The sequence below is a fragment of the Paenibacillus mesotrionivorans genome, assembly GCF_046098205.1.
GTDB classification, from domain to species: Bacteria; Bacillota; Bacilli; order Paenibacillales; family NBRC-103111; genus Paenibacillus_AR; species Paenibacillus_AR mesotrionivorans.
Window position 1 is genome coordinate 192,815 of the sequence record NZ_JBJURJ010000001.1, and the last position, 24,246, is coordinate 217,060.

The window sequence follows — 24,246 nt, forward strand, 5'->3', positions numbered from 1 at the left end:
TTCATTCAGATTGACAAAAAACATTTTGTTGCTCCCGGCGCCGGGATTTGACATAATAATTGAAATCGGCTCTTTGCCATCGAACGGATAAGAGCGAATATTGAGGAGGCTGTACGCATGAAAGGCATTATTACCGTACTGGGAAAAGACAAGGTTGGCATTATTGCCAAGGTCTGCACGTACCTGGCTGAGCACAACGTCAATATTCTGGACATCTCCCAGACGATTATCCAAGGCTACTTCAACATGATGATGATTGTGGACATTTCCGAACCCACCAAATCCTTCGAAATGCTGGTTGAGGATCTTCAGGATGTGGGCCGCACCCTGGGTGTGGAGATCAAGCTGCAGCACGAGGACATTTTCAATATCATGCACCGCATCTAACATTCTAATTTAGGAGGACTCCTATGATCTCCCTGGTGGAAGTGCAGGAAACCAACAAGATGATCCGCGAAATGAACCTGGATGTGCGCACCATCACCATGGGCATCAGCCTGCTGGACTGCGCGCATGCGGACTTGAAGATTTTTAACCAGAATGTATATGATAAAATCACCCGCACCGCCGAGCATCTGGTCAAAACCGGCGAAGACCTGGAGCGCCAATTCGGCGTGCCCATCGTCAACAAACGGATATCCGTTACCCCCATTGCCATCGCTGCCGGCGGTCTGCATACGGACACCTTCGTGCCGGTTGCGGAAACCCTGGACCGTGCCGCCAAGGAAGTGGGCGTGAATTTCATCGGAGGCTTCTCCGCTCTTGTGCAGAAGGGCTTTACCAAAGGCGACCGGATTCTCATTGACAGCATTCCCGAGGCCCTCCGCGTCACCGACCGGGTCTGCTCCTCTGTAAATGTAGGCTCCTCCCGCAGCGGCATCAACATGGACGCCGTCAAGCTGATGGGCGATATTATCCTGCGGACTGCTGAATTGACCAAGGACCGCGATTCCATCGGCTGCGCCAAGCTTGTGGTATTCTGTAATTCCGTGGACGATAATCCCTTTATGGCCGGAGCCTTCCATGGCATTGGAGAACGGGAATCCGTCATCAATGTGGGCGTCAGCGGCCCCGGCGTAGTGAAACGTGCGTTGGAGGAAGTCAAAGGCCAGGATTTCGAAACTCTGTGCGAGACTATTAAACGGACCGCCTTCAAGGTGACCCGGGTCGGCCAGCTGGTGGCCCAGGAAGCCTCCAAGCGTCTTGGCGTTCCCTTCGGGATTATCGACCTGTCCCTGGCCCCCACTCCGGAAATCGGCGACTCCATCGCCGAGATCTTCCAGGTGATGGGCTTGGAGGAGGCCGGCGCACCCGGTACAACGGCAGCCTTGGCCATTCTGAACGACAACGTGAAAAAAGGCGGCGTAATGGCCTCTTCTTATGTAGGCGGGTTAAGCGGCGCATTTATACCGGTCAGCGAGGACCATGGCATGATCCAGGCGGTGCAGAAGGGCGCGCTAACCCTGGAGAAGCTGGAAGCCATGACCTGCGTCTGCTCCGTTGGCCTCGATATGATCGCCATTCCCGGCAGCACCAGCAAGGAAACCATCTCCGGCATCATTGCCGATGAATCGGCAATCGGCATGGTGAACAACAAAACCACAGCTGTCCGGCTAATCCCCGTGATCGGCAAGGAAGTAGGCGAAATGGTGGAATTCGGCGGCCTGCTGGGGTATGCCCCCGTTATGCCGGTAAACAGCTTCTCCTGCGCTGCCTTCATCAACCGGGGCGGCCGGATTCCCGCTCCTATCCACAGCTTCAAGAATTAATAAGCAATCTCCAAATGAAGGCCGCCTTATGCAGACGGCCTTTTTTTGCTGCCGCGACGCGTCATAATTTACGGGATCGCCACAGGGAGATCACCAGCCACAACAGCAGAAGGGCTGCGATAACAAAGCTGATTTCCAGGATGGGCAGATTCCACAGCACAGAATCCTGAGGTGCAAGGGAAGCACCGATAATCAGCCCCACCACAAGCAAGCTGAAGGACAGGAGCACCAGGCTGAAGGCCAGCTTGTCCGTAAGCTTATCCATGCTCCGTAAGAACACACCCAGCTCGGGAATCCCGGCTTCAAAGCGCAGCTTGCCCTTGCGGATAGTAGCCAGCATGCTTCTCATGCTGGAAGGAAATTCCGACGCGGCCTCCAAAAATTCCGGCAGGTCCTCGATGGCCTTTTTGTACAGCTTCCGGGGATCGTACCGCTCCATAAACAGCTTCCGGCCGTAAGGCTCCGCCACCTCAAGCACACTGAGATCGGGGTCTAAGGATACAACCACCCCTTCCAGGGTAAGCAGCGACTTGCCCAGCATGGTCATTTCCGAAGGAATGCGGATCCGATGGCGGAACGCCAGAGTAAACAGATCATTCACCGCTTCCCCCAGCCTGATCCGGCTTAACGGAGTGGCGTAATACTTCTCCCGCATATCGTCCACATCAGCGCGGAGGAGGATCATGTCCACTTCATCGGGGATAATCCCCATGCTGGAGATGGCCCGGATAATACCGCTGGTGCTCTGGTTGCGCAGGCTGATGACGAAAAAGGCGAACTGCTTGCGCATATCCTGGGACAGCTTGCCCACCGAGCCGAAATCCAGCAGCGCCAGCTTGCCGTCGGGCAGCACCAGAATATTCCCGGGATGGGGATCACCGTGGAATAAGCCCTCAATCAGGATCTGGTGGATAATAAGGTCCGTCAGCTGGCGGGCCAGCGCCTTCTTGTCGATCTGCTCCCGGTCCAGCCTTGTCCGGTCCGATAGGGATATTCCCTCCATATACTGCATGGTCATGACCCGCCGGGTCGTGTAATCCCAGTATATATCGGGGACCAGCACATCCTTAAGCTGCCGGCTTTGCAGCTGGAACTTCTCCGCCTGCCGGGCCTCCGCGGCATAATCCAGCTCCGCGCGGATGGCTTTGGAAATCTCCTCCACCATATCGCGGACACGGTAGTTTCTTGCCCATTCCAGCCGGCTTTCGGCCACGCGGGCAAACTCCGCCAGAATATCCAGATCAGTATCCACAATACGCTGGATATTCGGCCGCTGCACCTTCACCGCGGCAGGCGTGCCGTCCTTCAGCACCGCATGATAAACCTGGCCGATGGAGGCAGCCGCAATGGGCGTCTCCGGGAACACCATAAACAAATCTCCCAGGCCGGCTCCCAGCTCCTCCTCCACAATCCGCACGGCATCGGCATACGAAAATGGCGGCACCTGATCCTGCAGCTGCACCAGCTCGGAGATAATGCTGGCCGGAACCAGATCAGGTCGGGTGCTGGCGATCTGACCCAGCTTAACAAAGGTGGGCCCCAGCTCCTCCAGCATCAGCCTGATCCGTTCCCCGATGGTTTTCTTATGGATATCCTTTCGCTCTTTGTTCCCTATGAAGGGAATGGCTTCAGGAAAGCCCATCTCGCTGACCACATAGCCAAAGCCGTTGCGTGCCAGGGCTACGGCAATTTCCCTGTACCGGTGCAAGTGACGGAAGCCCTTGCTGACATTCATGAAGGTCCCGCCTCCCTGTCAAAAGTTTGGCGTACTCCGCCTCTTATTCTGCTTTCTCCCCGTCCTGCTTCTCCAACCGGGCAATGGCCAGCTCCAAGACAGCAATTCTCCGCTCTAGTGCTTTCACTTCATCCTGGGAAGCAATCCCTCTGTCCTTCAGAATGCCTTGTACCTTGTCATTGATGGTTTGATCCATCCGGGCCTTGGCCTCGCTGCCTTTGTTCAGAAGCTCCTCCAGGAATTCACCGGACTCCGCCCGGCTGACCTCCCCTTTTTTGACCAGTTCTTCTACTGTTTTTTCGATTTGCTCCTTGCTGGCTACAGCCAGCCCTAAACCCAGGGATACGGCACGGTGAAGCATGTCTCTCATCGCGTAACACTCTCCTTTTAAAATGGAAATGTTGTGAGGGGTATAATCCTTATTATAGCATAACCAAAGGAAATGATTGTCAAGCACAAGCAGACAGCCGGAGGTTTCAGGATCTAAGCCTCCGGGTATAAAAAGGTAACCAAGCGAAAGGAGAGATGAACATGGAAGCGACTCAAACCAAAAGCACTGGATTATTGAAGGGCCTGCTGGCAGGTGGGCTTATCGGCGCCGCCGCCGGTCTGTTATTCGCCCCGCGTGCGGGTAAAGATACACGAGCTAAGCTAAATGAGGATATGACCAAAATCAAGGAACGCTCTGCGGAGTGGATGAGCATGGCCCAGGAGAAAGCCGTCGGACTGGCGGAAACCGCCAAGGAAACCAGCCTGAACAAGCTTCAGGAAACCAAGGATATGGCAGGGTCCGCCGTGGATTCCCTCAAAAGCACGGTGACTGATCTGAAGGATTCCGCCAACACCATTATCGGCACCATCAAGAATGAAGCCGAGAATGCCAAGGAAAGCGTCAAGGCCAACGCCGAGGAGGCCAAGGAGAAGCTGAATGAATCCGATAACAGCTCTTTGGCCCAGAATGAAGAGGAAATGAAAAAACTGGGCAAGGAAATGGACGCCATGAAAACCAATTCAGAATTGAAAAAGGATGGATATGTATCCGATCCTGCCCAACGGTAATAAATCGTGAGATTGTAATCAGACCGGGAGCCCTGCTCCCGGTCTTTATATTGTGTTCCGGACGTACAGCGCCTGTATAAACGAACAACCTCCTCCTGCCTTTCGGCAAGAAGAGGTTGTTGTATTCATGCTTATGCGGAAGGGAAGATGATTTAGCCTCTAACCGCTCTCCAACTCCCGCTCGGGATCTGCCAGCAGCAGCCGGAGCTTGTCCATAGCCCTTCTTTGGATACGGGAGATGCTCATCTGGGAAACCCCCAGCTCCTCGGCTATATGCCGTTGGGACCTGCCCTCGGTATAAGCCATCTGCAGCACCTTACGCTCCTCCGGCTTCAGCTGCTCCATCGCCTGCTCCAGATCGAGACGCTCCTCTAAGGAGTGGTAATCGTCTCTCTCCTCCCGGATCATATCAGCCAGGGTTGCGCCTGCTTCATCAGCGAACAGAGGCGTGTCCAGGGATAAGGATTGGTAACAATCCCATCCTACCAGGATTTGGATGGTTTCTTCCTCAGAAAGCTCCAGGTATGCGGCAATTTCATTCACCTGGGGCGAACGCTCCAGCTTCAGGGACAGCTCGTCCAACGCCTGCTGGAGGGCATGTCCCTTCTCCTTAATCCGGCGTGGAACCTGGACATACCAGGATTTGTCCCGGAGATAATTCTTCATATGCCCAACAATGCTTTTCATCGCATACGCTTCAAAAGGGATGGAAAAAGACGGGTCGTAGGAGTTGAACAAGCGGAACATGGACATCTGCCCCACCTGGAACAAATCCTCGAACATATCCTTGCGGTTTCGGGACAGACGCCCTGCCGCCATACGGATCATACCTTCATAATGCTTCAGAAGCACTTCCGCCGTATCTTTGCTCCCGGATTCCCGGTAGCTGGACAGAAGTGCCTCCGCATCAATCGGAGCCTCTTCATCCGGCAGTTTTCTGATCATATGACCACACCGCTTCCATTCAGAAGTTTGGTCAGAATCACTTCTGTTCCAGCCTCTGTGCGGATTTCCACGTCATCCACCAACGCTTGCATCAGATACAGGCCCAAACCGCCTGCATGCATTTCCGACAGAGATTTATCCGTAATGGTCACAGGCACCCGGTTGCAGGCTTCGGAGGAATTGAAGCTCCGTCCTTCATCCTGCACAATAATCCGAAGATATCGGGGAGCGGCCTCGAAGACAATCTTCATATTGCCTTCTTCCCCATCTGCATAGGCGTGAAGAACCGCATTGTTGCAAGCCTCTCCTACAGCGACCTTCAAATCCTCAATATCCTCGAAGTTGAAACCCATCCGCACGGCAATCCCGTACAGAGCCAGGCGCACAACCTCTATGTATTGTGATTTTGCCGGCAGGGACATAACTATTTTATCCTTTTGTACGTTCATAGAAGTACCATTCCTTTTCATAAGTTCTATACTGCGTTATCGCTGAGAAATTTGCTGATGCCGGCAATATCGAACAATCGGTTAATGTGGGACGGGATGTTGCGGATTTCGAAGCCCGCCTTGATTTCAGCCCGGGCTTTAATCACCACCAGGATGATGCCGATGCCCGTGCTGTCAATGTAGCGGAGATCCTTGAAGTCAAAAACCAGCTTGCGGTCAGGTTCATAAAGATAGGGGTCCAACTCCCCCTGCAATTCGCATGCACGGGACAAGTCGAACTCCCCAATAAAAACAAAGGTGACGGAATTCTCGGACATATGTTTTACCAACCGAAAAGATTTGATCATGCTCACACTCATTCCCTCCTGCGTCATGTTCTAGCCGTTAGCCGTTTGGAATCCTCGGAACGCTTGGAGCCGTTTAAGTTCTGGACGAATTTCCCGGCAGTCAATAGCCATGCGGCCAAATTAGATTTGGTGGCCTCTGCCGTTTCCTTCTTTTCGTCGAGCTTATGGCGAAGTGTTCTGCTGACTGAAGCGGCGGTTTGCCGTATTGTCAATGTGGCGCCGGCAGCCATTCTGCCAATTTCGCCGATGGTCTGGAATGCGCTGTGCAGCTCCGCCATCTTGGTTTTTACATCGTAGGTTACATCGTTTACACCTTGAATGGTTTCTTTCACTTCACCGGACAAGGCATTGAGCTGAATGCGGGTTTCATCCGTAAGCATCCCGATTTTGTTGAGAGCTGCCCGCGCTTCTTTCAGCGTCCGGACAAGTGCTACAATCAGCACCACTACTGCTACGGTAAGAACTGCTGCGCTTATCTGGATTATCATGTGCATCCCTCCTGTGAGTTTTTAACCCGAAGCCGGAAGGATGAAACGCGTATATTTTCATTTTCCCAAAAAATCTTGTTTGTTTCAATCCCAACCGAATAGGTTTATAGAGTTCATAGGGTTTATGAAGCCAATCAAAAGGAGGAATTTGCAATGGCAAAAGTGATGATGAAAACCGGCCCCCGCGCCGATGCTAAACCAGTGTTGGAGAGCCTCAATAAACAAGTAGCCGAATGGACCGTCCTTTATATGAAGTGGCATCATTATCATTGGTATCTGACAGGTGAAAGCTTCTTCACGCTCCACGAGAAATTCGAGCAGCTCTACAATGAAGCCGCTCTGAACCTGGACGAGCTGGCGGAGCGGATGCTGGCGCTGGACGGTGCCCCTGCCTCCACCCTGAAGGAATGTCTGTCGCTGGCTACTATCAAGGAAGCCACCGGCAAGGAGAACCCCACCCAAATGGTCGAATCTGCATGGAAGGACCTGGAGTATATTGCGGAGGAGCTCTCCAAGGGCATTGAGCTGGCGGATGAGAACAAGGATGATCCTACAGCGGACATGCTGACCGGCCTGAAGGGCAAGGTGGAGAAGCATATCTGGATGCTGAAGTCTTATCTCAAATAAAGGCGAAGGCCTTACGGGCCGTCCTTCACAGGGCGGCTCTTTTTATGGCCTTTCACAGGACGCAAAAAAACCGCAGGTATACAGCTGATGCATTCAGCTATATACCCACGGCGTCGAAGTAGTGAACGGATTGGATCTGGCCGGTAGCCGGATCGGTATAAAACTTGACTGCCCCGAATCCGCGTTTGTAGCCCCACCCATCCTCCGCCTCAAAATCCGGTTCGCCTAACGTTTCCCGCAGCACTTCCGTCTCAAATGAATGCGGGATTCCGTCAATGCTGACTGTTGCCGCTTCTGCCGACACCTCCACATAAAGGAGATCGCCTCCGCGGAATGCCACATCAACAGCACCGTAATCGTAAACCTCCAAATCGCTTAGCCGGGTATCGGAGTGAATGGCGAGAGGCTGGCCCTTTTTGCGGATCAGCTCCATCATACTGTCTCCAAGCCGGATTCCTTCCACGGAGGCCAAGCGGAGCGGCTCCTTCTTCTGGGGAGCCTCAAGAGGTGGTTCATTCACCACCGTTAACGCAGGGAAGGCCTGCGGTGGCGCGGCATAAACTGCAGCCTGCTCTGTCTGAAGCTCCGGCAGAGGCGGAAGGATGTCCGCATAAATCGCGATCCACCCTCCTGCCAAGGCAGCTAACCCGCCGGCAGACAATATAAATTTTAAGCCTGCCGTCATGGACGCTCACCCTCTCTGGCGTTCAGCCGTTGCTGTTATTTGTCTTCGATTATCTGAGACGATCCTCCGGGCTTCCGGCAAACAGCAGCGGATTTACCACAGGCGGGGTAAGAACATTATCCTTTTCAGGGGGACGTTCGCTCTCAATCCCGCTATCCTGCGGACCTGCCTCAATCTCTGCCGGCCACGTCAGCACCAGGATGTCTCCTGCGGCCAGCATCCGTTCATAATGGGCTGCATCTGTCTCTGATACACCCAGGGATTTCATCTTGGCAATGAGCTCATCCCCGCGGGAACGGAAAATGTTGGCAACTGTCTGAATAATGCCCTGCTCCGTCATTCCCACCTTGTTGATTTCAGTATTTTCCGCAATGGCGTCGGTACGGTCGGTATTGTATGCCAAGGCATAAATACTATCCGTATGGTAGCCTTCCTGTGTTAATTGACGGATAAAATCATTGGCTTCCTCTTCGTTTCGGACCAGTTTGATTGTCATGGGTAACGCCTCCTTATTACCCGCCGGAGCGGATTTTGGATTTACGCGGTTCCATAAGCTTAGATACGATTTTCGGCACCAGGGCGATTAACACGCCGGTTATCACCTTTTGCATCATAGCCCGGGAGTTCATAACAATCCCTCCTAAGTGTGCGGGCGCCCCTTGCATTTCGGGGAGCGGGAAGCGTAGGTATCGGCTTATTTCCTTAACCACCGCTTCTTACTTGACTATTACCCGTGTACATGGAGTCCGAAACAGAGGTCCCCGTTTGGGGAACCATCAGGCAAACCGTAAAAATGAAGGTGGCTCCTTGGCCGGAGGCGGCATGCTCAAAGCGTATATTCCCGCCCATCAGCTCCACCAAAAGCTTACAGATGGACAGTCCGAGGCCTGTACCGTCATGATTGCGGGTCATATACGGGGACAGCTGGGTGAACGGGCGGAACAGCTCCTCCTCCCGGCCCGGGGGAATGCCTTCTCCCGTGTCGGTAATCTCAAACTCCACCCATTGGACAGGCGCGGAGGTATCGGCAGAAGGCTTAATAGGAGTATACGGCCGCATAAAGATGGACACGGAACCCTTATTGGTAAATTTTACTGCATTGCCAATTAGATTCATGAAAATCTGACGCAGCCTGGCCTCATCCCCGCTGACCAGTTTGTCCACCTCCGGGGAAAGCTCCATAACCAGCTCAACACCTTTAAGCCGTGCCTTCGCCTGGAACAGATCCACCGTCTCCATCACCGTAGCATGGAGATCGAAGGGGGAATCGGAGAGATTCAGCTTGCCCGTTTCCATTTTGGCGAAATCCAGAATATCGCTAAGCATCCGGAGCAGCGAATCTCCGCTGCTTTTGATGGTTTCCACATACATACGCTGCTCATCATCCAGCTGTGTCCCGAGCAGAAGGTCTGCCACACCGATGACACCGTTCAGCGGGGTACGGATTTCATGGCTCATGGTCGCCAAAAAGCGGGTTTTCACCAAGGAAGCGGCATGAACCTCGATATTGGCCTTCTCCAGGTCCATGGTCTGCTGATGTAGCAGCTCCTTCTGCAGCTGGAGCTTCATATTTGTCCGATGCAAACGCACAAAACCATCGATTTTGGACTTCAGCATTTCCGGCACAAAGGGCTTGCGTATATAATCAATGGCACCCAATGCGTACGCGGAAAAATAAACCGCAGGGTCCTGGTCCGCAGCGGTAATAAAGATGATGGGTGTATCCCGGGAACGCTCTCTCATCTTGATATACTTTGCTGTCTCCAGCCCGTCCATATCGGGCATATGCACATCCAGCACAATAACGGCAAAGTCGCCTTGAAGCACCTTGCGCAGTGCTTCGTGCCCGGAGGAGGCCTTCACCAGCTGGTAGCTTTCATCGGAAAGCACCGCCTCCAGGGCAAGCAAATTTTCGGGGTGGTCATCCACCAGCAATATTTGAACAGGGGACGCGGGTTCCACCTTCATTCCTCCTTATGCAGCCAAACCTTCAACAGCGACAGCAGCCGGTTGATATCGATAGGCTTCGTCAAATAATCCGATGCGCCGGCATCCATACACCTCTGCTGATCCTCCTTCATGGCCTTAGCCGTGACGGCAATAATCGGCAGATCGGTTAATTCGGGTATTTTCCGGATTTCCCGGATCGCTTCGTATCCGTCCATCCGCGGCATCATGATATCCATCAGCACCAAATCAATGCCGTGAGAGTCCGCGGCCAGCATTTCCAGAGCATCCACGCCGTTTTCTGCAAAGACAACCTGCAGGCCGGCATCCTCCAATGCTACGGACAAGGCAAAGACATTGCGGATGTCATCATCCACAATCAGAATCTTATGCAGATAAGAGTCTGTTACGGAGTCATTATCCTCTTCTCCGGAAATCGAAACAGCAGCCTCCAGCGGAGCAGCCCTGTCCAGCAAATACCGGTTGTCCGCGACGCTCTGATCCTGGGCCTGGATGCGGTCCAAGGGGTGGAAGATGTTTCTGCTCCCCGTAGCATTGGGCGCAATCAGCGGCACCCACAGAATAAATGTGCTTCCTTGGCCTATGCCGCTGGTTACGGTTATATTGCCGCCAAGCGCTCTGGCCAGCTTCTGGCTGATGGATAAACCGAGCCCGGTGCCGCCGAAATTGCGGCTGATGGTTCCGTCCGCCTGGCGGAAAGCCTGAAAGATTTCCTCCTGCTGGTTTTCGGGAATGCCGATGCCTGTATCCTCAATCATAAACAGCCACATACCGTCACTCAGCTCCAGCCGGAAGGTGACCTTGCCATCGGAGGTAAACTTGAAGGCATTGGACATCAAGTTGCCGATGATCTGCATCAGGCGCTGGGAGTCGGTATTAATCACCTCCGGCAGATCCTCACCCGTGTGGATCACCAGCTCCACCCCCTTGCGGACGGAAACCGGCATAAAGCTTCTTTCCACATACTGCACAATTTCTTTAATCTCCAGGGGCTCCACATGGATCTCCATATGGCCCGCTTCCACCTTGGACAAATCAAGAACATCATTAATCAGCCGCAGTAAGTCCCCTCCGGCTCCGTGAATGGCAGCAGCATATTCCCGCTGCTTCTCCGTCAGATTGCCCTCTCTGTTTTCCTGAAGCATCAGGGACAGGATCATCATACTGTTCAAAGGCGTTCGCAGCTCATGGGACATATTGGCCAGGAACTCGGACTTGTACCGGGAAGCCAGCTCCAACTCCACCGCTTGATGCTCCAGAACCTTATTGGCCCGTTCCACTTCAATGTTTTTCTCTCTGGACAAACGGACCTGTTCCTCCAGCAGTGTTGTTTTCAGCGTCAGCTCCTCATTGGTTGCCGCCAGCTCCTCCTGCTGCTGCTGGAGCAGCTCCTCCGATTTCCGCAATGCTTCTGCCTGCTCCTCCAGCTTTTCGTTGGTCACCCGGAGCTCATCGGACTGGGTTAGCAGCTCCTCGGATTGAGTCTGTAATTCCTCCGTTAATATTTGCGAAGTGCGGAGCAGCTCTTCCACACGGATGCGTCCCATAATACTGTTCAGCACGGTTCCCACATTTTGCGTAACCTGCTCAAGCAATGCCACATGCAGCGGAGAAAAGGGATGGACAGAGCCGATTTCCAGCACGGCCATCACATTGCCCTCATAAGCGACAGGGATGATGAGCACCTCGCTTAGCGTCAGCTCCCCCGGCGAAAGCTCAATGCGAACCGGGTTGTCGGAGCGCTCCTGCAGCCTGATCCAACGGTTGTCCGCGGCGCATTGGCCCACAAGGCCTTGTCCCAGATGAAATACATTGCGGATCGCCCCCGGCTGTACGGCGTAGCTTCCCACCAGCGAATACAAGCTGGGTTTGGGGTGTTCTGAATCAGAGATGTAGAATCCGCCGTAGACAGCCTCCACTAAAGGGGCAACTTGGCGCACAAAACGCTCCCCTACTTCCTTCAGATCGGTACGACCTTGAAGGATCATCATGATGCTGTTCAACTGCGTTTTCAGCCAGGCTTCTTCTTCATTCTTCTTGTTAAATTCATGCTCCCGCGCCCGCTGCTGGGACAAATCCCGGAACAGCCGGTTGAAAAGGCGGATAACCTCACTGATTTCATCCTTTCCGCCGTCCTCTGTAAATTCTACTGGTACCAGTGAATCCGTAGCCGTTTTGGGAACCAGGGCGGACAGCCGGTTAAAGCCCTTGGAGATGCTCTGAATAATCCAATATGTAATCATTAGGACCAGCACCAGTCCAAGAAGCATCAGACTGATCGTATATTGGAGGGTTTTGCGGTTATCCTGCGTGCCGTCCTTCAGAACCTGGTCCATTCTATTCTGGTTAAAGCTTCCCAACGCATCGTTCTTTTCCTGGATTTCCTGCTGAAGCTTCAGGCCTTCGGAGCTGCGTAGCAGCACCGCATCATCCAGCCGGTTGTTCATGACATAATTCACTATCGTATCCTTATAGTTCAAGTAACGGGTGATTGCCTCAATCGCATCCTCCGTCACCTGGGATTGCTGGGCATCCTGATATTTGGCCCTCGAATCCTCAAACAGCTTGCGCATATCCCGGTCATTCTCAGCCAGGCGCTCGAGAATCTCCCTCTGGGTCATGATGGGGTTGTTGACCAGCAGGCTGACCAGATTGCGGCCGATATCGTTGGTGATGACCTGAAACTGCTGGCTATCCTTTACGTTGGCATACATCTCATCATAGGTGGCCCCGATATCCTTATTCATCGTGGTCAAGCGGTTCATTCCCAAGCCGGCGATGGAAAACATTACAATCAGCAAAATGCTCATGCCGGCAAGCAGTTTATTGCGTATGGTCATGCCCATACTCCCTTCTTTCGGAACAAATAGAATGTTTAGGCCAGCTTGCCAGCCTCTATAGATAAAAGACAGTAATCATCACGCTTTTCATTTAATTTGGCCCCGTCGATCAGCTCATCGGCCAAACCTGCCGCACTCAGCAGCGGTCGGGCGAGGAACAATTCGGCAATGCTGTCTGTGGAGGAGTCCCAGTCTGACCCGCAGGCTTCGAGAAAGCCGTCCGTAAACAACAGCAGCTTCATATGCTCTTTATAATGAATGGTCCGCTTTTCCAGCTGGATGGGATCATCGAATCCCACCGCACATCCGCCGGAGTGCAATCTGTGCAGCTCTTCACCGTCAGCCAGCATAAGCCCCTCCGGGTGCCCGGCGTTCACATATTCCACAGTTCGGGCGCGGGGATCCATTATTAAATAGATGGAGGTGAAATAATAACGCACCCACTTGTCCTTGTTCTGCAAACGCAGCATGTAGGTGTTCAGCAGGCTGACCACCTCCATGGGATCGGGATTCTTCTGCATGGCATCCTGCAGTGCAGAAGCGATATACATACACATGAGTGAGGATGAGATGCCGTGTCCCATCATATCCAGCAGAATGATCCCGTATTTGCCATCCTCCAGCTGCTGCCAGAAGTAGAAGTCTCCGGCCAAAACCATGGACGGCTGGTATACGGCTTCAATTCGCAGATTCTCCTTCTCGAAGGGTTTGCTCAGGACACTCTCCTGCACCTGCTTGGCCAGCGCCAGCTCCAGGGACATATCCCTCTCCTTGGCTTTATGCCAGTTCAGCTCTGCCCGCAGCCGCAGGGCCACCCGGATCCGGGCCAGCAGCTCAATCTTGTTCACCGGCTTCACCACATAGTCTGTCGCACCTGCGTCCAATGCCTCCGCCAGCTTATTGGAATCCCCCAGTGCGGTCACGATGATGATCGGAATATCCTTCAGCTTCTCCACACCCTGAATCCGCCGGCAGGCTTCGATCCCATCCACACCGGGCATCATCATATCCATTAGAATTAAGTCGGGTGTAGCCTCCACACGGTCCGCCTGCTGCTGCTCCATGCCCAGATAAGAGAACAGCTCCCCTGCATTATTAAAGGAAACATGATTGAGAAAGCCGGCGCCGTCCAATATTTTTTCGATGATCATTTGGTTGATCAGGTTATCGTCCACAATGGCAATACGCATATAATTCACCTCATTAAATATCGGATGCTTCAGATAAACAATTATAGGAAACGGGGAAACCGGTATCTATCTCTTAATAATAGCTCACCCTTTTGCAGCATGTCTAGAAATAGACCAGCTTTTTTGGACCAGTGGCTAAAATTTTGCTTTTTCCCTGTTTCTTCTTCTCCGGCCAGGTTTAATAAGGTATCACAAGGTCATGCATGGACAGGAAGCAACCATGATGGCCATTTTTGAGAGGAGGTGTGCGGATGCAGGCTGAAGCAGTTTATCATGCCGCAGGCGGAAGCTGGGCATATGCCTACAATCACGAAACCGTTCATCTCCGGCTGCGTGTCAAACGTAATGATGCGGAGCAGGTTTTCGTACATGTAGGAGACAAATATGACTGGGGAGCCGGTCAACAGGAATTCGCCATGGAGAAAATTGCAGCGGACACGCTGTTCGATTATTGGTTCTGCCCCGTCATCCCGCCCAAAAGACGGATGTCTTACGCATTCCGGTTGCAGCAGGGCGAAGAGCAATGCTGGTATTCCGAGGTTGGATTTACCGATACCCCGCCGTCCGATGCGGGCATGTATTTCGAGTATCCGTACCTGCATGAATCCGAGGTTTTTCAAGTGCCCGATTGGACCAAAAAAGCAGTGTTCTACCAAATTATGCCCGACCGATTCAGTCTCCCCTCCGACTATGACGAGTCCCAGGAGGAAGGCAAATTTCTTCATTGGGGAGACGAGCCCCAGCTGGACGGAGCCTTCGGCGGTAATTTAAAGGGAATTCGCGAGAAGCTGGATTATCTGGAGGAGCTGGGGATTAATGCCTTGTATTTGACCCCAATCTTCTCCTCCCCTTCCTGTCATAAATATGATATCTCCGATTACAAGCAGATTGATCCCAATCTGGGTGACAAGAAGGAACTGAAGGCGCTGGTGGACGAATGCCACAAACGCGGAATCAAGGTTGTCCTGGATGCGGTATTCAATCATTGCAGCGAAGCCATGGAGCAATTCGTGGATGTGCTGAACCGGGGAGAAAAGTCCCCCTACAAGGATTGGTTCCATATTCATTCTTATCCGATTCGCGGAGAGGACGGGCAGCCCAACTATGATACCTTCGGCAACTTCGGACATATGCCCAAGCTGAATACGGCCCATCCTGAGGTGCAGGAATATCTGCTCACTGTCACCCGCTATTGGATGGAGGAATCGGGAATTGACGGCTGGAGGCTGGATGTGGCCAATGAAATTGACCATGAATTCTGGCGGCACTTCCGCCGGCTGGTCAAATCCATTAATCCGGAGGCTTATATTGTCGGTGAATGCTGGACCGATGCCAACCCCTGGCTGCAGGGTGACCAATTCGATTCCGCCATGAACTATCCCCTTGGCAAACGGATTCTGGACTACTTTGAGGGCGAATCCTTGGACGGGGCAAGCTTTGCCGAAACCGTCGCCCGCTTATCTGTACGGTATCCTGAACAGGCCCATGAGGTATTATTCAATCTTCTGGGCAGCCACGATACAGGCCGGGTAGCCACCCGAATTGAGGACAAGCGCAAGCTGAAGCATGCTTTTCTGTTCATGCTTACCTACCCTGGCACTCCCTGTATTTTTTACGGCGATGAATACGGTATGACCGGCGGCGATGATCCGGATTGCCGGAAGTGTATGGAATGGCATCCGGATATGCGGGATGAGGAGCTGCTGGATTTCTTCAAAACCCTCATCCATTTAAGGTGCAGCATCCCTGCTTTAAGCACCGGACGTTACCGGATGCTTCAAGCGGAGAGCGGAAATCCCGCCATTATCTATGAACGGATAACTGACGGCTCCCATGCTCTCATCTGGATCAATCATTCCGAGGAACCGGCGGAAGTATCCCTTGCTCTGGAGACCAATGACTGGAAGGATGCCTGGACCGGGGAAGATGTCCCCGTAGCCGACGGTCAGATGACCATCCAATTGGACAGTTTCAGCTTTCGGGTCATACATAGATCCTGGCAGCCTGAAGGGAGTTGATGTATATGGAGGAGTTCTCCGGTAACGCCACCAGCTTATTGCTGGATGAACTGGATAAAGAAACCCAGAGCTCCCCCTTAAGCCATGACCAAATTGCACGCATCAGCAAAATTGTGGAAGAATACAACACCAAAATCAAATGCCGCCTGACTGAGGAGCAGGAGAAGCGCACCTCCCGCTCCGACCGTTTGGCTGACAAGGTTGCCTCCTTCGGAGGCAGTTGGGCCTTTATAGTGCTTTTTATCATATTCCTTGCTGTTTGGATGATATGGAATTCCGTCATATTGTTTTTACAGTTCGACTCGCCTCCCTTTATTCTGCTAAACCTGATCCTGTCTTGTATATCAGCGCTTCAGGCTCCCTTTATCCTGATGAGCCAGAACCGGCAGGCAGCCCGGGACAAGCAGGAGGCGCTCCTAAACTTTGCCATTACGTATAAAGCTGAAAAAGAAAACGATGAAATAAAAAATATGCTCCGATCCATTGAACGAATCCTGACCCAGCCGGCTTGCGGCTGCCAACAACAAACCCGACAAGGAGGAAACAATCATGAACACAAATAATTGCATTGCTATGCTGCTTGCGGGTGGAGAAGGAAAAAGACTTCGTCCGCTGACCTTAACCCACGCTAAACCGGCCGTCTCCTTCGGCGGACAATACCGCCTGATCGATTTTCCGTTAAGCAACTGCCTGAATGCAGGCATCGACAAAATCGGGGTGCTTACCCAATACCGTGCAGAAACCCTGCACCAGCACCTGGGCAGCAACAATACCAACATCACCCTGCTCCCTGCCGGCTTGAAGCAGGAGGAAGGCTACACCGGCACAGCAGATGCAATCTATAAGAACATCGCTTATCTTGACAAGCTGAATCCGGAGAATGTTCTGATCCTGTCCGCCGATCACATCTACCACATGGACTATCGTGAAATTTTGCACTTCCACACCATGCGGAAAGCATCCGCCACCATCTCGGTCATCCGGGTTCCGTTGGAGGAAGCAAGCCGCTTCGGCATTATGACCGTGGACGCCGATCACCGGATCACCGCTTTCCAGGAAAAACCCCGCCGTCCGGAATCCAATCTGGCTTCCATGGGGATTTACGTCTTCCGCTGGTCCGATCTGCGGGAGCAGCTGATCCGGGATGCAGCCGATCCGCAGTCCTCCCATGACTTCGGCAAGGACATTATCCCGAAGCTGCTCAAGGAAGATGCCGGTGTATATGCCTTCCCGTTTGAGGGATACTGGAAGGATGTGGGCACGGTGGATACCCTCTGGCGGACACACATGGATCTGTTGGGCTCCCCTGCCCAATTGACGCTGAATCCCCCCACCTGGCCTATGCGGGTGGCCGGCAGCTTGACTCTCCAGAACGAAATGCTGCGTATGGAGGATGACCGGGGCTCCGCCTCCCTTCTCCACCAGCATTGCTACCTGGAGGGCCGGGCCAGACGTTCGATTATTTCCAACGGTGTATGGATTGGCAAGAACAGTCTGGTCACCGACAGCATTGTAATGCCCAATGCGGTAATCGGCAAGAATGTCCTGATCTCCCATGCCATTATCGGCGAAGGAGCGATTATTGAGGACGGTGCTGTTATCGGCGGCTCGCGCAAGCAAATCAGCGTCATTGGCAATGTTTCCCAGGAAGAGCTCCAAGGCAGCTGGAACGCCTATACTCGTGGTTATCGCGAAGGAGTGAATGGTTATGACCGGGCATCCTTTGGAAATTAAAGCGGACGGCAATGCCCGTCTGAAAGGCCGGGTGGCTCTGGTTACCGGAGCCGCCTCCGGCATCGGACGTTCTGCCGCTCTTCTTATGGCAAGGCACGGCGCCCGTCTGCTGCTGGCAGACCGGGATGGTGAACGGCTGGCCGAGGTGGAGAAGGTCATTCGTGACCGGGGCGGGGAAGCGCTATCCCTGCCCTTGGATATAACTGATGAAGCCGCCATCGAAAAAGCCTTCAAAGAAGGCACCGCCCGCTTCGGCGGAAAGCTGCATGTGCTGTTTGCCAATGCGGGCATTAACGGAACCCTCTCCCCTATTGAGTCCATGCCTCTGGAGGAATGGAGCAAAACGGTGGATGTAAATCTGAAGGGTACCTTCCTGACCGTTAAACATGCCATTCCCTATCTGAAGGAGCAAGGCGGCAGCATTATCATCACAAGCTCGGTCAACGGCAACCGGATTTTCTCCAATTTCGGCTTCAGCACCTACAGCACCACCAAGGCAGGCCAGGTGGCTTTCGCCAAAATGGCTGCACTGGAGCTGGCCCAATACCGGATCCGGGTGAATGTAATTTGCCCCGGCGCCATCTCCACCAATATCGACGAAAGCACAGAAACGCTTCCGGAGGTGGAGGAAATTCGGATTCCCGTGGAGTTCCCCGCCGGCGACCAGCCTCTACGCAACGGTCCTGGCTCCCCCCGGGAGGTGGCGAATCTGGTGCTGTTCCTGGCGTCAGACGAAGCCTCCCATGTTACCGGCACCGAAATCTATATCGACGGTGCAGAGTCTCTAATTCGAGGATAAAAAAACAGCGAAAGGATGATGAAGTATGTTGAGATGGTCCCTGATCTTTCTGGTAGTTGCCGTAGTAGCAGGTATTTTCGGCTTTGTAGGCATTGTCCATGTGGCAGCGGACATCGCCCGAATCCTCTTCTTCCTGTTCCTGATCCTGTTTGTAGTCACCTTGTTTATGGGCAGACGTGGCGGCGCACGGTAACGCTCTCCCCACTCAAAAAAACACCCGGTTCCCTAATGGGCCGGGTGTTTTCATTTAATGCAGTCCTTACGCTTTGGCTCCTGTCTTTTCCTTCCACTGCTCCAGCACTTCCTCAGCAGCGGCCCTGCTGATCATCTTCCCCTTGAAGTAAATCAAGTCTTCTGCAGATCCGGTAAAAATACAGGCAGGCTCATATTTCTTCAGGATGATCCGCTCATCATCCACATAAATTTCGATCGCATCCTTCTCGGCTATGCCCATGGTACGTCTCAGCTCTATAGGCAGGACCACCCGTCCCAATTCATCAACCTTACGGACAATTCCGGTAGCTTTTGTCATTTTTCTTCCTCCTCCCTAAGAATGATGAATCATTTTGTAGAATGATAATGCTGAGGATGCTTCCAGTATATCACAGTGTTTGCGGAACCTCACTTTTTTCGTTGAATTTTCTCATCATCCAAATTATGTAAAAAGACAGCCTTCATAAGAAAAGGCTGTCTTCCGTTAAGGTATTTTTACCGTCCTGCCAGCACCAAATCGGCTTCCGCCAGCTTTTCGATAATCGGAATGTTTTGGGGACAGGCTTCCTCGCAATTGCCGCATTCCACACACAAGGATGCATCCTTGCTGTTTTTCACCAGGTTGGCATAGTTTCGTTGGCTGTCCGGCAGCGCATTGAAAATAGAGGAATGGTTGTAATGGGCGAATACATCGGGGATGGCCACTCCCGCGGGACACGGAACACAATAGCCGCATTTGGTGCAGCCTACCTTGATCTTACTCTCATACGCCTCCTTCACCCGCTGGACCAGACCAAGGTCCTTGCCGGTCATGCCGTCCGGGGTGATGGTATCGAAAATCTGCAGATTATCCTTCAGCTGCTCCAGATTATTGACGCCGCTTAAGATGGTGGTTACCTGCGGGAAGTTCCCTACCCAACGGAATGCCCAATCCACCGGACTGTGTTTGGCGTCTGCCTCATCCCAGATGCCGAGGATATCATCGGGAACATTCCGGGCCAGGCTGCCGCCCTTCAGAGGCTCCATAATCACGACGGGAATATTCCGTTCGGCTGCATATTGCAGTCCTTCCAGTCCCGCCTGATAGTTCACATCGAGAATGTTCAGCTGGATCTGGCACATTTGCCAATTATACGCATCAATAATTTTCTTAAACAGCGGAAGCTCGTCATGGAAGGAAAACGACGGATAACGGATTTTCCCTTGTGCTACCGCCTCGTCCAGGAAATCCAGCACGCCCAGGGACATAATTGTTTTCCACGAATTCTTGTTCAGGGCATGAAGCAGATAAAAGTCAATGTAATCCACCTGCAGCTTAGCCAATTGCTCATCCAACAGCCTGCCGAAATCCTCATAGGTTTTGCACAGCCATACGGGAAGTTTGGTGGCCAGCTTCACCTTTTCGCGGTAGCCGTCCTTCAAAGCCTTGCCCACGACCAGCTCGCTGTTGCCGCCATGATATGGATATGCCGTATCCACATAGGTTACACCCTGATCAATCGCATAACGGATAAGTTCGATGGCTTCTTCCTCATGAATCCGGGACGCATCCTTGCCGCCCTCAGGCTGTTCCTCCAGAGGAAGCCGCATACATCCTAACCCGAAGGAGGATACCTGAAAGTCCAAATTGCCAAATTGTCTGTATTGCATGTCTTCACCTCTATGATCTGTCATCCTCTTCACGGGCATCAGGGCCCGCTTCTCTCTTTTCCAATTGTAGCATATTCACTTTTGAGCGGACAGTAGTTAACAAAAGGTAAGTAGAACACGGACCTGCGGGACTGCTGAGCGGCCAAAACGCAAAAAAACCGCCAAAGCCTCCCCGGAGGAAGCCTTGACGGTTTGAAGGGACGATGCAAAATCCGCGCCGCGTTTAATGTACCGGGACGTTACAACGTCTCAGGAAACCGCCTTGCAGTTATGCTTGCAGTTATTATTGGTGCAATCCCGGAAGGATCCGTAAAAGTCCAGGCGGTGATCCGTTACGGTAAAACCGTATTCCGTCTCCAGCCGCTTCTCCAGAAGGGACAGCCAATCCTCCATAATTTCGCGGACCTCGCCGCATTCCCGGCAGATCAGATGATGGTGCATATGCTCATGCTCTTCGCTGCGCAGGTCATACCGCGCCACACCGTCGCCGAAGTTCATCTTCTCCACAATATGCAGCTCACTGAACAGCTCCAGCACCCGGTATACAGTGGCGATGCCGATTTTGGGGGATTGCTGGCGGACCAGCATAAAAACCTCCTCCGCGCTCAGATGCTCCTTTTCATTCTCCAGCAGCACCCGCAGTGTGGCGTCCCGCTGGGGAGTCAGCTTGTAGCCTTGAGCGGACAGCCGTTTATTGATTCTGCTTAATTCCTCGGTTACACAGGTCATTCCCGAACCTCCTTCACCACCCGTTTGTTCTTATTCAGGCGCAAACGAATTTAGAATTATTATAAGGATATTATAGTCCCCTCATATAAAAATAGCAATCTATGACTGGAGAAGAAAAGGCGCCTCCTCCGCGGGGAAGAAGCGCCTTCGTCTTAACCTAACCTGTTCCGTGAAGCCTACCAATGGTTCCAACAACATCATCAAACTTGTACTTCCAGCCTCTTACAGCTGCATCTATGGGGTCGAACAGATCATAAGCTACCCGTTTGTTGAAACAACCGGCCGGCTTCGTCTTTGAATCATCAAAACAACGAAAGCCCTGCCTCTCTTCCATCCTTGCGGCTCCGAAGACCGCGCCAGTGAGAATCTACACATTCAAACAATGAACAAAGGTTATTCAGTAATAATAACACAATTGTTCGCATATTGCAAGAACGAATACTTAATAAGGCAGAATCAAGTCCTCCAGCTTTCGTTTGGGCACATGATGTACACCCTCTTCATCCCGCCAATACTTCACATTCTTCGGATCGGCCAGCTCCTCCAGCACTACAACTTCCTTTGGTTTGCCCAGTGCCATCACCAATAAAATCTCATACTGCTCTGGGATCTCCAGCGCTTGTGCCAGGCCCTTGCGGTCGATGGCCCCGAACATGCAGCCGCCGAAGCCCTTCTCCACTGCGCCCAAAAGAATACTTTGACAGGCAAGGCCATGATCCCACGAAGGGTTGGAGCTAATGGTTTTATCCAGCAGCATCACCACGTAAGCCGACGGACGCTCCCCCTCCACCGGACCCGGCCAATCCCGGAGATATCCCGCCCAGCGAAGATGCGGAAAAATCAGCGCATTCTTTTCCTTATCGGCAGAAAGAACATACTTCAGCGATTGCAGATTGCCTCCGGACGAGGTGTGCCGCGCCAAATCAATCCATGCCTCCAGCTGAGCCCTCTCGATAGGCGTTTCCTCATAAAACCGGCGGTACGTTCTATTCTTCCGGATTAACTCTTCAATCATGCTGACCCTGCTCCCCTTCCTCCGGGGCCGGATTCTCGCGGCATTCCTTGCAGGTGCCGTAAATTTCGAACCGGTGCCCGCTGATCTGAAAGCCCTCGGGTCCCTCTCCCAGGTGGCCCATTGGGCAGAAATCCATGGAAAAGGTTTTTTCGCATTGGGTACAGATCAAGTGGTGATGATGATGGTGCTGGCAATTGGCCTTAAACTTCAGGCCTCCCTCCAGAAAATAAAACTGCTCCAGGACTCCCATTTCGCTTAAAATCCGCAGATTCCGGTAAACGGTGTCAAAGCTCACCCCGGGATATTTCTGGCGCATGGATTCATATACATCCTTCGGCGTCAGATACCCTTGCGCCTCTGCGAACAGCTGGGCCAGGCTTTTGCGCTGCTCCGTTACGCGGAGGCCGCCTGTACTCATCTTCCGCAGCATTTCTTCAGTTGTTATGGATTCGGACATAGCTATCCCCCGATTGCACTCGCTTCCTTCTTCCCTCTAATATTGAGGGAAAATGCAAAAAACGTCAAGGTTGAGGAACATTTTCGACAAACGGCAAAAAAAACCTCCGGCAGCCCGGAGGTTTCACGTCACTTAGTTCAATGCTGCCGGTGCGGCGGCTTTCAGCACGCTGACCTGATAGGAATCATGGCTCGAGGAAATGATATAATCAGGCCGTCCTTGCTTGGCGCTTTGGCGGTGCCCCTGAATGTGGACGTCGCTTTTCTCCCATGCTTTCCAGGCTTCCTCCGACTCCCAACGGATCATGACCAGCACCTGCTCCTCGCCGTGACGCGCTTTCTGCACCATCACGCTCAGATCCACAAAACCCGGCATCTGCTCCACTGCGCCCGGTTTGCTGAACCGCTCCGCCACAGCTTGGGCAAACCCTTCCTTGACGGTAATGGTTTTCATTTCTACGAACATACGAACACTCCTTATGTCTGTCTATTATCCGCGAAGCGCCTGTGCGAAGCTTTTGCCGAAGGCCACACATGTTTCCTTATCGGCCTTGCCCGGAGTCAGCTCTACCTTCAGCCCATCCTGAACGATCTCTGCGCCGCGGTCCTTCAGCTTGCCGGTCAGAAGGTCCACCGCTACTCCGTACTCCGAATAGGCGGAATCGCAGGAGCCGAATACGGCCGCTTTTTTTCCGGTAAGATCCACATCATCCAGATCGTCGAAATAATCCAGGAATTCATCCGGCAGTTCCCCGTCGCCCCAGGTATACGCGCCCAGCACGATGCCGTCGTAGCCGGCCAGGTCGGAGGCTTTCACATCGTCCACCCGCTCTACAACGGGTTCGAAGCCCTCTTCCTTAATCCCCTTCACAATTTGAAGGGCCATATCCTCCGTGTTGCCAGTCATGCTGGCATAAACCACCACTATACCGCTCATAAGTTTCGACCTCCAGATAGATAGTACATCTTGTTATGATAATGATATTCATTATCACTATAGGTGTCAATCCTTATTTTTCATGCAAAAAAATAACACGGACCAGGGAAATTACCCTGATCCGTGCTATATACATCCGTGATTTATCTTATCCCAAGAAGGAGGACAGCATCCAAACATGCTTCTCCAAGGAAGTATGGATCGCCAGGAGCAGATCGCCGGTAGTTTCGTCATCGGCTTCTTCGGCAACCTTCATGCCTTCCTTCAGCTCGGCGATAACGATTTCGAAATCGGCGATGGTAGCGGCAACTTGCTCCGTAGCGGATTCTGTACCCTTGGCTTCCTTAATGGAGGCAGTAGCCAGATAATCGCTCAAAGTCGCAAGCGGCTTGCCTTTAATGGCCAGTACACGCTCTGCCAGATCATCAATATGAAGCGCAGCTTCATTATACAGCTCTTCAAATTTCAAATGCAGGGTGAAAAACTGGGTGCCCTTCACATACCAGTGAAAGTTGTGCAGCTTTACGAACAGAACTCCCCAGTTGGCGATCTGTTTGTTCAGTACCGAAGTCAATTCCACACTCATTTTCGAT

General features: G+C 52.6%; 28 protein-coding genes. 9 read left to right on the forward strand and 19 right to left on the reverse strand.

Annotated features, from left to right (window positions below; all coding sequences use genetic code 11):
• Nucleotides 1-117 precede the first annotated feature (117 nt).
• Nucleotides 118-387 carry an ACT domain-containing protein gene (locus ACI1P1_RS00895; RefSeq protein WP_416214467.1) on the forward strand — a complete coding sequence of 90 codons (270 nt, stop codon included), beginning with the start codon at nucleotides 118-120 and terminating at the stop codon, nucleotides 385-387.
• Nucleotides 388-413: 26 nt separating this feature from the next.
• Complete coding sequence (locus tag ACI1P1_RS00900) at nucleotides 414-1,769, forward strand: DUF711 family protein (RefSeq protein WP_463605671.1); 1,356 nt, start codon at nucleotides 414-416, stop codon at nucleotides 1,767-1,769.
• Nucleotides 1,770-1,830: 61 nt separating this feature from the next.
• On the opposite strand, the gene ACI1P1_RS00905 is transcribed toward ACI1P1_RS00900, so the two are convergent.
• Nucleotides 1,831-3,504, reverse strand: coding sequence for an ABC1 kinase family protein (locus tag ACI1P1_RS00905; RefSeq protein WP_416214469.1), 1,674 nt, complete (start codon nucleotides 3,502-3,504; stop codon nucleotides 1,831-1,833).
• Between the two features lie 43 nt (nucleotides 3,505-3,547).
• A complete protein-coding gene (locus ACI1P1_RS00910) occupies nucleotides 3,548-3,874 on the reverse strand; it encodes a phasin family protein (RefSeq protein ID WP_416214470.1) in 327 nt (108 codons plus the stop codon).
• A 161-nt stretch (nucleotides 3,875-4,035) separates the two neighbouring features.
• Here ACI1P1_RS00910 and ACI1P1_RS00915 point away from each other — a divergent pair, with 161 nt between their 5' ends.
• Complete coding sequence (locus ACI1P1_RS00915) at nucleotides 4,036-4,563, forward strand: YtxH domain-containing protein (protein WP_416214471.1); 528 nt, start codon at nucleotides 4,036-4,038, stop codon at nucleotides 4,561-4,563.
• A gap of 159 nt (nucleotides 4,564-4,722) precedes the next feature.
• On the opposite strand, the gene ACI1P1_RS00920 is transcribed toward ACI1P1_RS00915, so the two are convergent.
• The 4 genes from ACI1P1_RS00920 to ACI1P1_RS00935 are packed head-to-tail and all read right to left on the reverse strand — an operon-like array spanning nucleotide 4,723 to nucleotide 6,792.
• Nucleotides 4,723-5,508 (reverse strand): sigma-70 family RNA polymerase sigma factor, encoded by a 786-nt coding sequence (locus ACI1P1_RS00920; RefSeq protein WP_416214472.1) that lies wholly within the window; start codon nucleotides 5,506-5,508, stop codon nucleotides 4,723-4,725.
• Entirely contained in the window at nucleotides 5,505-5,957 is a 453-nt protein-coding gene (rsbW, locus tag ACI1P1_RS00925; protein WP_416214473.1) for an anti-sigma B factor RsbW, read from the reverse strand. The genes ACI1P1_RS00920 and rsbW overlap by 4 nt, the downstream gene beginning before the upstream one ends.
• Before the next feature lie 26 nt (nucleotides 5,958-5,983).
• Entirely contained in the window at nucleotides 5,984-6,304 is a 321-nt protein-coding gene (locus ACI1P1_RS00930; protein ID WP_416214474.1) for an STAS domain-containing protein, read from the reverse strand.
• Nucleotides 6,305-6,327: 23 nt separating this feature from the next.
• Nucleotides 6,328-6,792: a DUF948 domain-containing protein gene (locus ACI1P1_RS00935; RefSeq protein WP_416214475.1), complete on the reverse strand. Its 465-nt coding sequence runs from the start codon at nucleotides 6,790-6,792 to the stop codon at nucleotides 6,328-6,330.
• A gap of 153 nt (nucleotides 6,793-6,945) precedes the next feature.
• On the opposite strand from ACI1P1_RS00935, the gene ACI1P1_RS00940 reads away from it, so the two are divergent.
• Nucleotides 6,946-7,419, forward strand: a complete 474-nt coding sequence (locus ACI1P1_RS00940) for a Dps family protein (protein WP_416214476.1) — start codon at nucleotides 6,946-6,948, stop codon at nucleotides 7,417-7,419.
• 97 nt (nucleotides 7,420-7,516) lie between these two features.
• On the opposite strand, the gene ACI1P1_RS00945 is transcribed toward ACI1P1_RS00940, so the two are convergent.
• The 5 genes from ACI1P1_RS00945 to ACI1P1_RS00965 form a co-directional block, all read right to left on the reverse strand.
• Nucleotides 7,517-8,104: a hypothetical protein gene (locus ACI1P1_RS00945; protein ID WP_416214477.1), complete on the reverse strand. Its 588-nt coding sequence runs from the start codon at nucleotides 8,102-8,104 to the stop codon at nucleotides 7,517-7,519.
• A gap of 49 nt (nucleotides 8,105-8,153) precedes the next feature.
• The gene (locus tag ACI1P1_RS00950) at nucleotides 8,154-8,600 is read right to left on the reverse strand and encodes a YflT domain-containing protein (protein ID WP_416214478.1); all 447 of its coding nucleotides are present in this window, start codon (nucleotides 8,598-8,600) and stop codon (nucleotides 8,154-8,156) included.
• 206 nt (nucleotides 8,601-8,806) lie between these two features.
• Nucleotides 8,807-10,066: an ATP-binding response regulator gene (locus ACI1P1_RS00955; protein WP_416214479.1), complete on the reverse strand. Its 1,260-nt coding sequence runs from the start codon at nucleotides 10,064-10,066 to the stop codon at nucleotides 8,807-8,809.
• Between the two features lie 2 nt (nucleotides 10,067-10,068).
• A complete protein-coding gene (locus ACI1P1_RS00960) occupies nucleotides 10,069-12,912 on the reverse strand; it encodes a response regulator (protein ID WP_416214480.1) in 2,844 nt (947 codons plus the stop codon).
• A 35-nt stretch (nucleotides 12,913-12,947) separates the two neighbouring features.
• On the reverse strand, nucleotides 12,948-14,102 hold the full coding sequence (locus ACI1P1_RS00965) for a SpoIIE family protein phosphatase (RefSeq protein WP_416214481.1): 1,155 nt from the start codon (nucleotides 14,100-14,102) through the stop codon (nucleotides 12,948-12,950).
• Between the two features lie 251 nt (nucleotides 14,103-14,353).
• On the opposite strand from ACI1P1_RS00965, the gene ACI1P1_RS00970 reads away from it, so the two are divergent.
• From ACI1P1_RS00970 to ACI1P1_RS00990, 5 genes are read left to right on the forward strand one after another with little or no spacing between them, the layout of a single operon-like run.
• The gene (locus ACI1P1_RS00970; RefSeq protein WP_416214482.1) at nucleotides 14,354-16,120 is read left to right on the forward strand and encodes an alpha-glycosidase; all 1,767 of its coding nucleotides are present in this window, start codon (nucleotides 14,354-14,356) and stop codon (nucleotides 16,118-16,120) included.
• A gap of 5 nt (nucleotides 16,121-16,125) precedes the next feature.
• Complete coding sequence (locus ACI1P1_RS00975) at nucleotides 16,126-16,683, forward strand: DUF1003 domain-containing protein (RefSeq protein WP_416214483.1); 558 nt, start codon at nucleotides 16,126-16,128, stop codon at nucleotides 16,681-16,683.
• Nucleotides 16,670-17,854 carry a sugar phosphate nucleotidyltransferase gene (locus tag ACI1P1_RS00980; RefSeq protein WP_416214484.1) on the forward strand — a complete coding sequence of 395 codons (1,185 nt, stop codon included), beginning with the start codon at nucleotides 16,670-16,672 and terminating at the stop codon, nucleotides 17,852-17,854. Before ACI1P1_RS00975 ends, ACI1P1_RS00980 begins: the two co-directional genes overlap by 14 nt.
• Nucleotides 17,829-18,653, forward strand: a complete 825-nt coding sequence (locus ACI1P1_RS00985; protein ID WP_416214485.1) for an SDR family oxidoreductase — start codon at nucleotides 17,829-17,831, stop codon at nucleotides 18,651-18,653. Before ACI1P1_RS00980 ends, ACI1P1_RS00985 begins: the two co-directional genes overlap by 26 nt.
• Nucleotides 18,654-18,678: 25 nt before the next feature.
• Complete coding sequence (locus tag ACI1P1_RS00990) at nucleotides 18,679-18,846, forward strand: DUF1328 domain-containing protein (RefSeq protein WP_416214486.1); 168 nt, start codon at nucleotides 18,679-18,681, stop codon at nucleotides 18,844-18,846.
• Between the two features lie 66 nt (nucleotides 18,847-18,912).
• On the opposite strand, the gene ACI1P1_RS00995 is transcribed toward ACI1P1_RS00990, so the two are convergent.
• From ACI1P1_RS00995 to ACI1P1_RS01030, 8 genes are all read right to left on the reverse strand, one after another.
• Nucleotides 18,913-19,185, reverse strand: a complete 273-nt coding sequence (locus ACI1P1_RS00995) for an AbrB/MazE/SpoVT family DNA-binding domain-containing protein (protein WP_416214487.1) — start codon at nucleotides 19,183-19,185, stop codon at nucleotides 18,913-18,915.
• 176 nt (nucleotides 19,186-19,361) lie between these two features.
• Nucleotides 19,362-20,516 carry an aldo/keto reductase gene (locus ACI1P1_RS01000; protein ID WP_416214488.1) on the reverse strand — a complete coding sequence of 385 codons (1,155 nt, stop codon included), beginning with the start codon at nucleotides 20,514-20,516 and terminating at the stop codon, nucleotides 19,362-19,364.
• Between the two features lie 249 nt (nucleotides 20,517-20,765).
• Nucleotides 20,766-21,245: a ferric iron uptake transcriptional regulator gene (fur, locus tag ACI1P1_RS01005; RefSeq protein WP_416214489.1), complete on the reverse strand. Its 480-nt coding sequence runs from the start codon at nucleotides 21,243-21,245 to the stop codon at nucleotides 20,766-20,768.
• 442 nt (nucleotides 21,246-21,687) lie between these two features.
• Entirely contained in the window at nucleotides 21,688-22,260 is a 573-nt protein-coding gene (locus ACI1P1_RS01010) for a nitroreductase family protein (protein ID WP_416214490.1), read from the reverse strand.
• Nucleotides 22,253-22,717, reverse strand: coding sequence for a Fur family transcriptional regulator (locus ACI1P1_RS01015; RefSeq protein ID WP_416214491.1), 465 nt, complete (start codon nucleotides 22,715-22,717; stop codon nucleotides 22,253-22,255). Before ACI1P1_RS01015 ends, ACI1P1_RS01010 begins: the two co-directional genes overlap by 8 nt.
• 132 nt (nucleotides 22,718-22,849) lie before the next feature.
• Nucleotides 22,850-23,182 carry an antibiotic biosynthesis monooxygenase family protein gene (locus ACI1P1_RS01020; protein ID WP_416214492.1) on the reverse strand — a complete coding sequence of 111 codons (333 nt, stop codon included), beginning with the start codon at nucleotides 23,180-23,182 and terminating at the stop codon, nucleotides 22,850-22,852.
• Nucleotides 23,183-23,206: 24 nt separating this feature from the next.
• Nucleotides 23,207-23,653, reverse strand: coding sequence for a flavodoxin (locus ACI1P1_RS01025; RefSeq protein ID WP_416214493.1), 447 nt, complete (start codon nucleotides 23,651-23,653; stop codon nucleotides 23,207-23,209).
• Nucleotides 23,654-23,801: 148 nt separating this feature from the next.
• Nucleotides 23,802-24,239: a Dps family protein gene (locus tag ACI1P1_RS01030; protein WP_416214494.1), complete on the reverse strand. Its 438-nt coding sequence runs from the start codon at nucleotides 24,237-24,239 to the stop codon at nucleotides 23,802-23,804.
• Nucleotides 24,240-24,246: the final 7 nt, after the last annotated feature.

What these genes read in the sequence shown, in the direction of transcription:
- ACI1P1_RS00895 (WP_416214467.1), top strand. Translation starts at nt 118, where the DNA reads ATGAAAGGCATTATTACCGTACTGGGAAAAGACAAGGTTGGCATTATT.
- ACI1P1_RS00905 (WP_416214469.1), bottom strand. Translation starts at nt 3,504, where the DNA reads ATGAATGTCAGCAAGGGCTTCCGTCACTTGCACCGGTACAGGGAAATT.
- ACI1P1_RS00910 (WP_416214470.1), bottom strand. Translation starts at nt 3,874, where the DNA reads ATGAGAGACATGCTTCACCGTGCCGTATCCCTGGGTTTAGGGCTGGCT.
- ACI1P1_RS00915 (WP_416214471.1), top strand. Translation starts at nt 4,036, where the DNA reads ATGGAAGCGACTCAAACCAAAAGCACTGGATTATTGAAGGGCCTGCTG.
- ACI1P1_RS00920 (WP_416214472.1), bottom strand. Translation starts at nt 5,508, where the DNA reads ATGATCAGAAAACTGCCGGATGAAGAGGCTCCGATTGATGCGGAGGCA.
- rsbW (WP_416214473.1), bottom strand. Translation starts at nt 5,957, where the DNA reads ATGAACGTACAAAAGGATAAAATAGTTATGTCCCTGCCGGCAAAATCA.
- ACI1P1_RS00930 (WP_416214474.1), bottom strand. Translation starts at nt 6,304, where the DNA reads ATGATCAAATCTTTTCGGTTGGTAAAACATATGTCCGAGAATTCCGTC.
- ACI1P1_RS00935 (WP_416214475.1), bottom strand. Translation starts at nt 6,792, where the DNA reads ATGATAATCCAGATAAGCGCAGCAGTTCTTACCGTAGCAGTAGTGGTG.
- ACI1P1_RS00940 (WP_416214476.1), top strand. Translation starts at nt 6,946, where the DNA reads ATGGCAAAAGTGATGATGAAAACCGGCCCCCGCGCCGATGCTAAACCA.
- ACI1P1_RS00945 (WP_416214477.1), bottom strand. Translation starts at nt 8,104, where the DNA reads ATGACGGCAGGCTTAAAATTTATATTGTCTGCCGGCGGGTTAGCTGCC.
- ACI1P1_RS00950 (WP_416214478.1), bottom strand. Translation starts at nt 8,600, where the DNA reads ATGACAATCAAACTGGTCCGAAACGAAGAGGAAGCCAATGATTTTATC.
- ACI1P1_RS00960 (WP_416214480.1), bottom strand. Translation starts at nt 12,912, where the DNA reads ATGACCATACGCAATAAACTGCTTGCCGGCATGAGCATTTTGCTGATT.
- ACI1P1_RS00965 (WP_416214481.1), bottom strand. Translation starts at nt 14,102, where the DNA reads ATGCGTATTGCCATTGTGGACGATAACCTGATCAACCAAATGATCATC.
- ACI1P1_RS00970 (WP_416214482.1), top strand. Translation starts at nt 14,354, where the DNA reads ATGCAGGCTGAAGCAGTTTATCATGCCGCAGGCGGAAGCTGGGCATAT.
- ACI1P1_RS00975 (WP_416214483.1), top strand. Translation starts at nt 16,126, where the DNA reads ATGGAGGAGTTCTCCGGTAACGCCACCAGCTTATTGCTGGATGAACTG.
- ACI1P1_RS00980 (WP_416214484.1), top strand. Translation starts at nt 16,670, where the DNA reads ATGAACACAAATAATTGCATTGCTATGCTGCTTGCGGGTGGAGAAGGA.
- ACI1P1_RS00985 (WP_416214485.1), top strand. Translation starts at nt 17,829, where the DNA reads ATGACCGGGCATCCTTTGGAAATTAAAGCGGACGGCAATGCCCGTCTG.
- ACI1P1_RS00990 (WP_416214486.1), top strand. Translation starts at nt 18,679, where the DNA reads ATGTTGAGATGGTCCCTGATCTTTCTGGTAGTTGCCGTAGTAGCAGGT.
- ACI1P1_RS00995 (WP_416214487.1), bottom strand. Translation starts at nt 19,185, where the DNA reads ATGACAAAAGCTACCGGAATTGTCCGTAAGGTTGATGAATTGGGACGG.
- ACI1P1_RS01000 (WP_416214488.1), bottom strand. Translation starts at nt 20,516, where the DNA reads ATGCAATACAGACAATTTGGCAATTTGGACTTTCAGGTATCCTCCTTC.
- fur (WP_416214489.1), bottom strand. Translation starts at nt 21,245, where the DNA reads ATGACCTGTGTAACCGAGGAATTAAGCAGAATCAATAAACGGCTGTCC.
- ACI1P1_RS01010 (WP_416214490.1), bottom strand. Translation starts at nt 22,260, where the DNA reads ATGATTGAAGAGTTAATCCGGAAGAATAGAACGTACCGCCGGTTTTAT.
- ACI1P1_RS01015 (WP_416214491.1), bottom strand. Translation starts at nt 22,717, where the DNA reads ATGTCCGAATCCATAACAACTGAAGAAATGCTGCGGAAGATGAGTACA.
- ACI1P1_RS01020 (WP_416214492.1), bottom strand. Translation starts at nt 23,182, where the DNA reads ATGTTCGTAGAAATGAAAACCATTACCGTCAAGGAAGGGTTTGCCCAA.
- ACI1P1_RS01025 (WP_416214493.1), bottom strand. Translation starts at nt 23,653, where the DNA reads ATGAGCGGTATAGTGGTGGTTTATGCCAGCATGACTGGCAACACGGAG.
- ACI1P1_RS01030 (WP_416214494.1), bottom strand. Translation starts at nt 24,239, where the DNA reads ATGAGTGTGGAATTGACTTCGGTACTGAACAAACAGATCGCCAACTGG.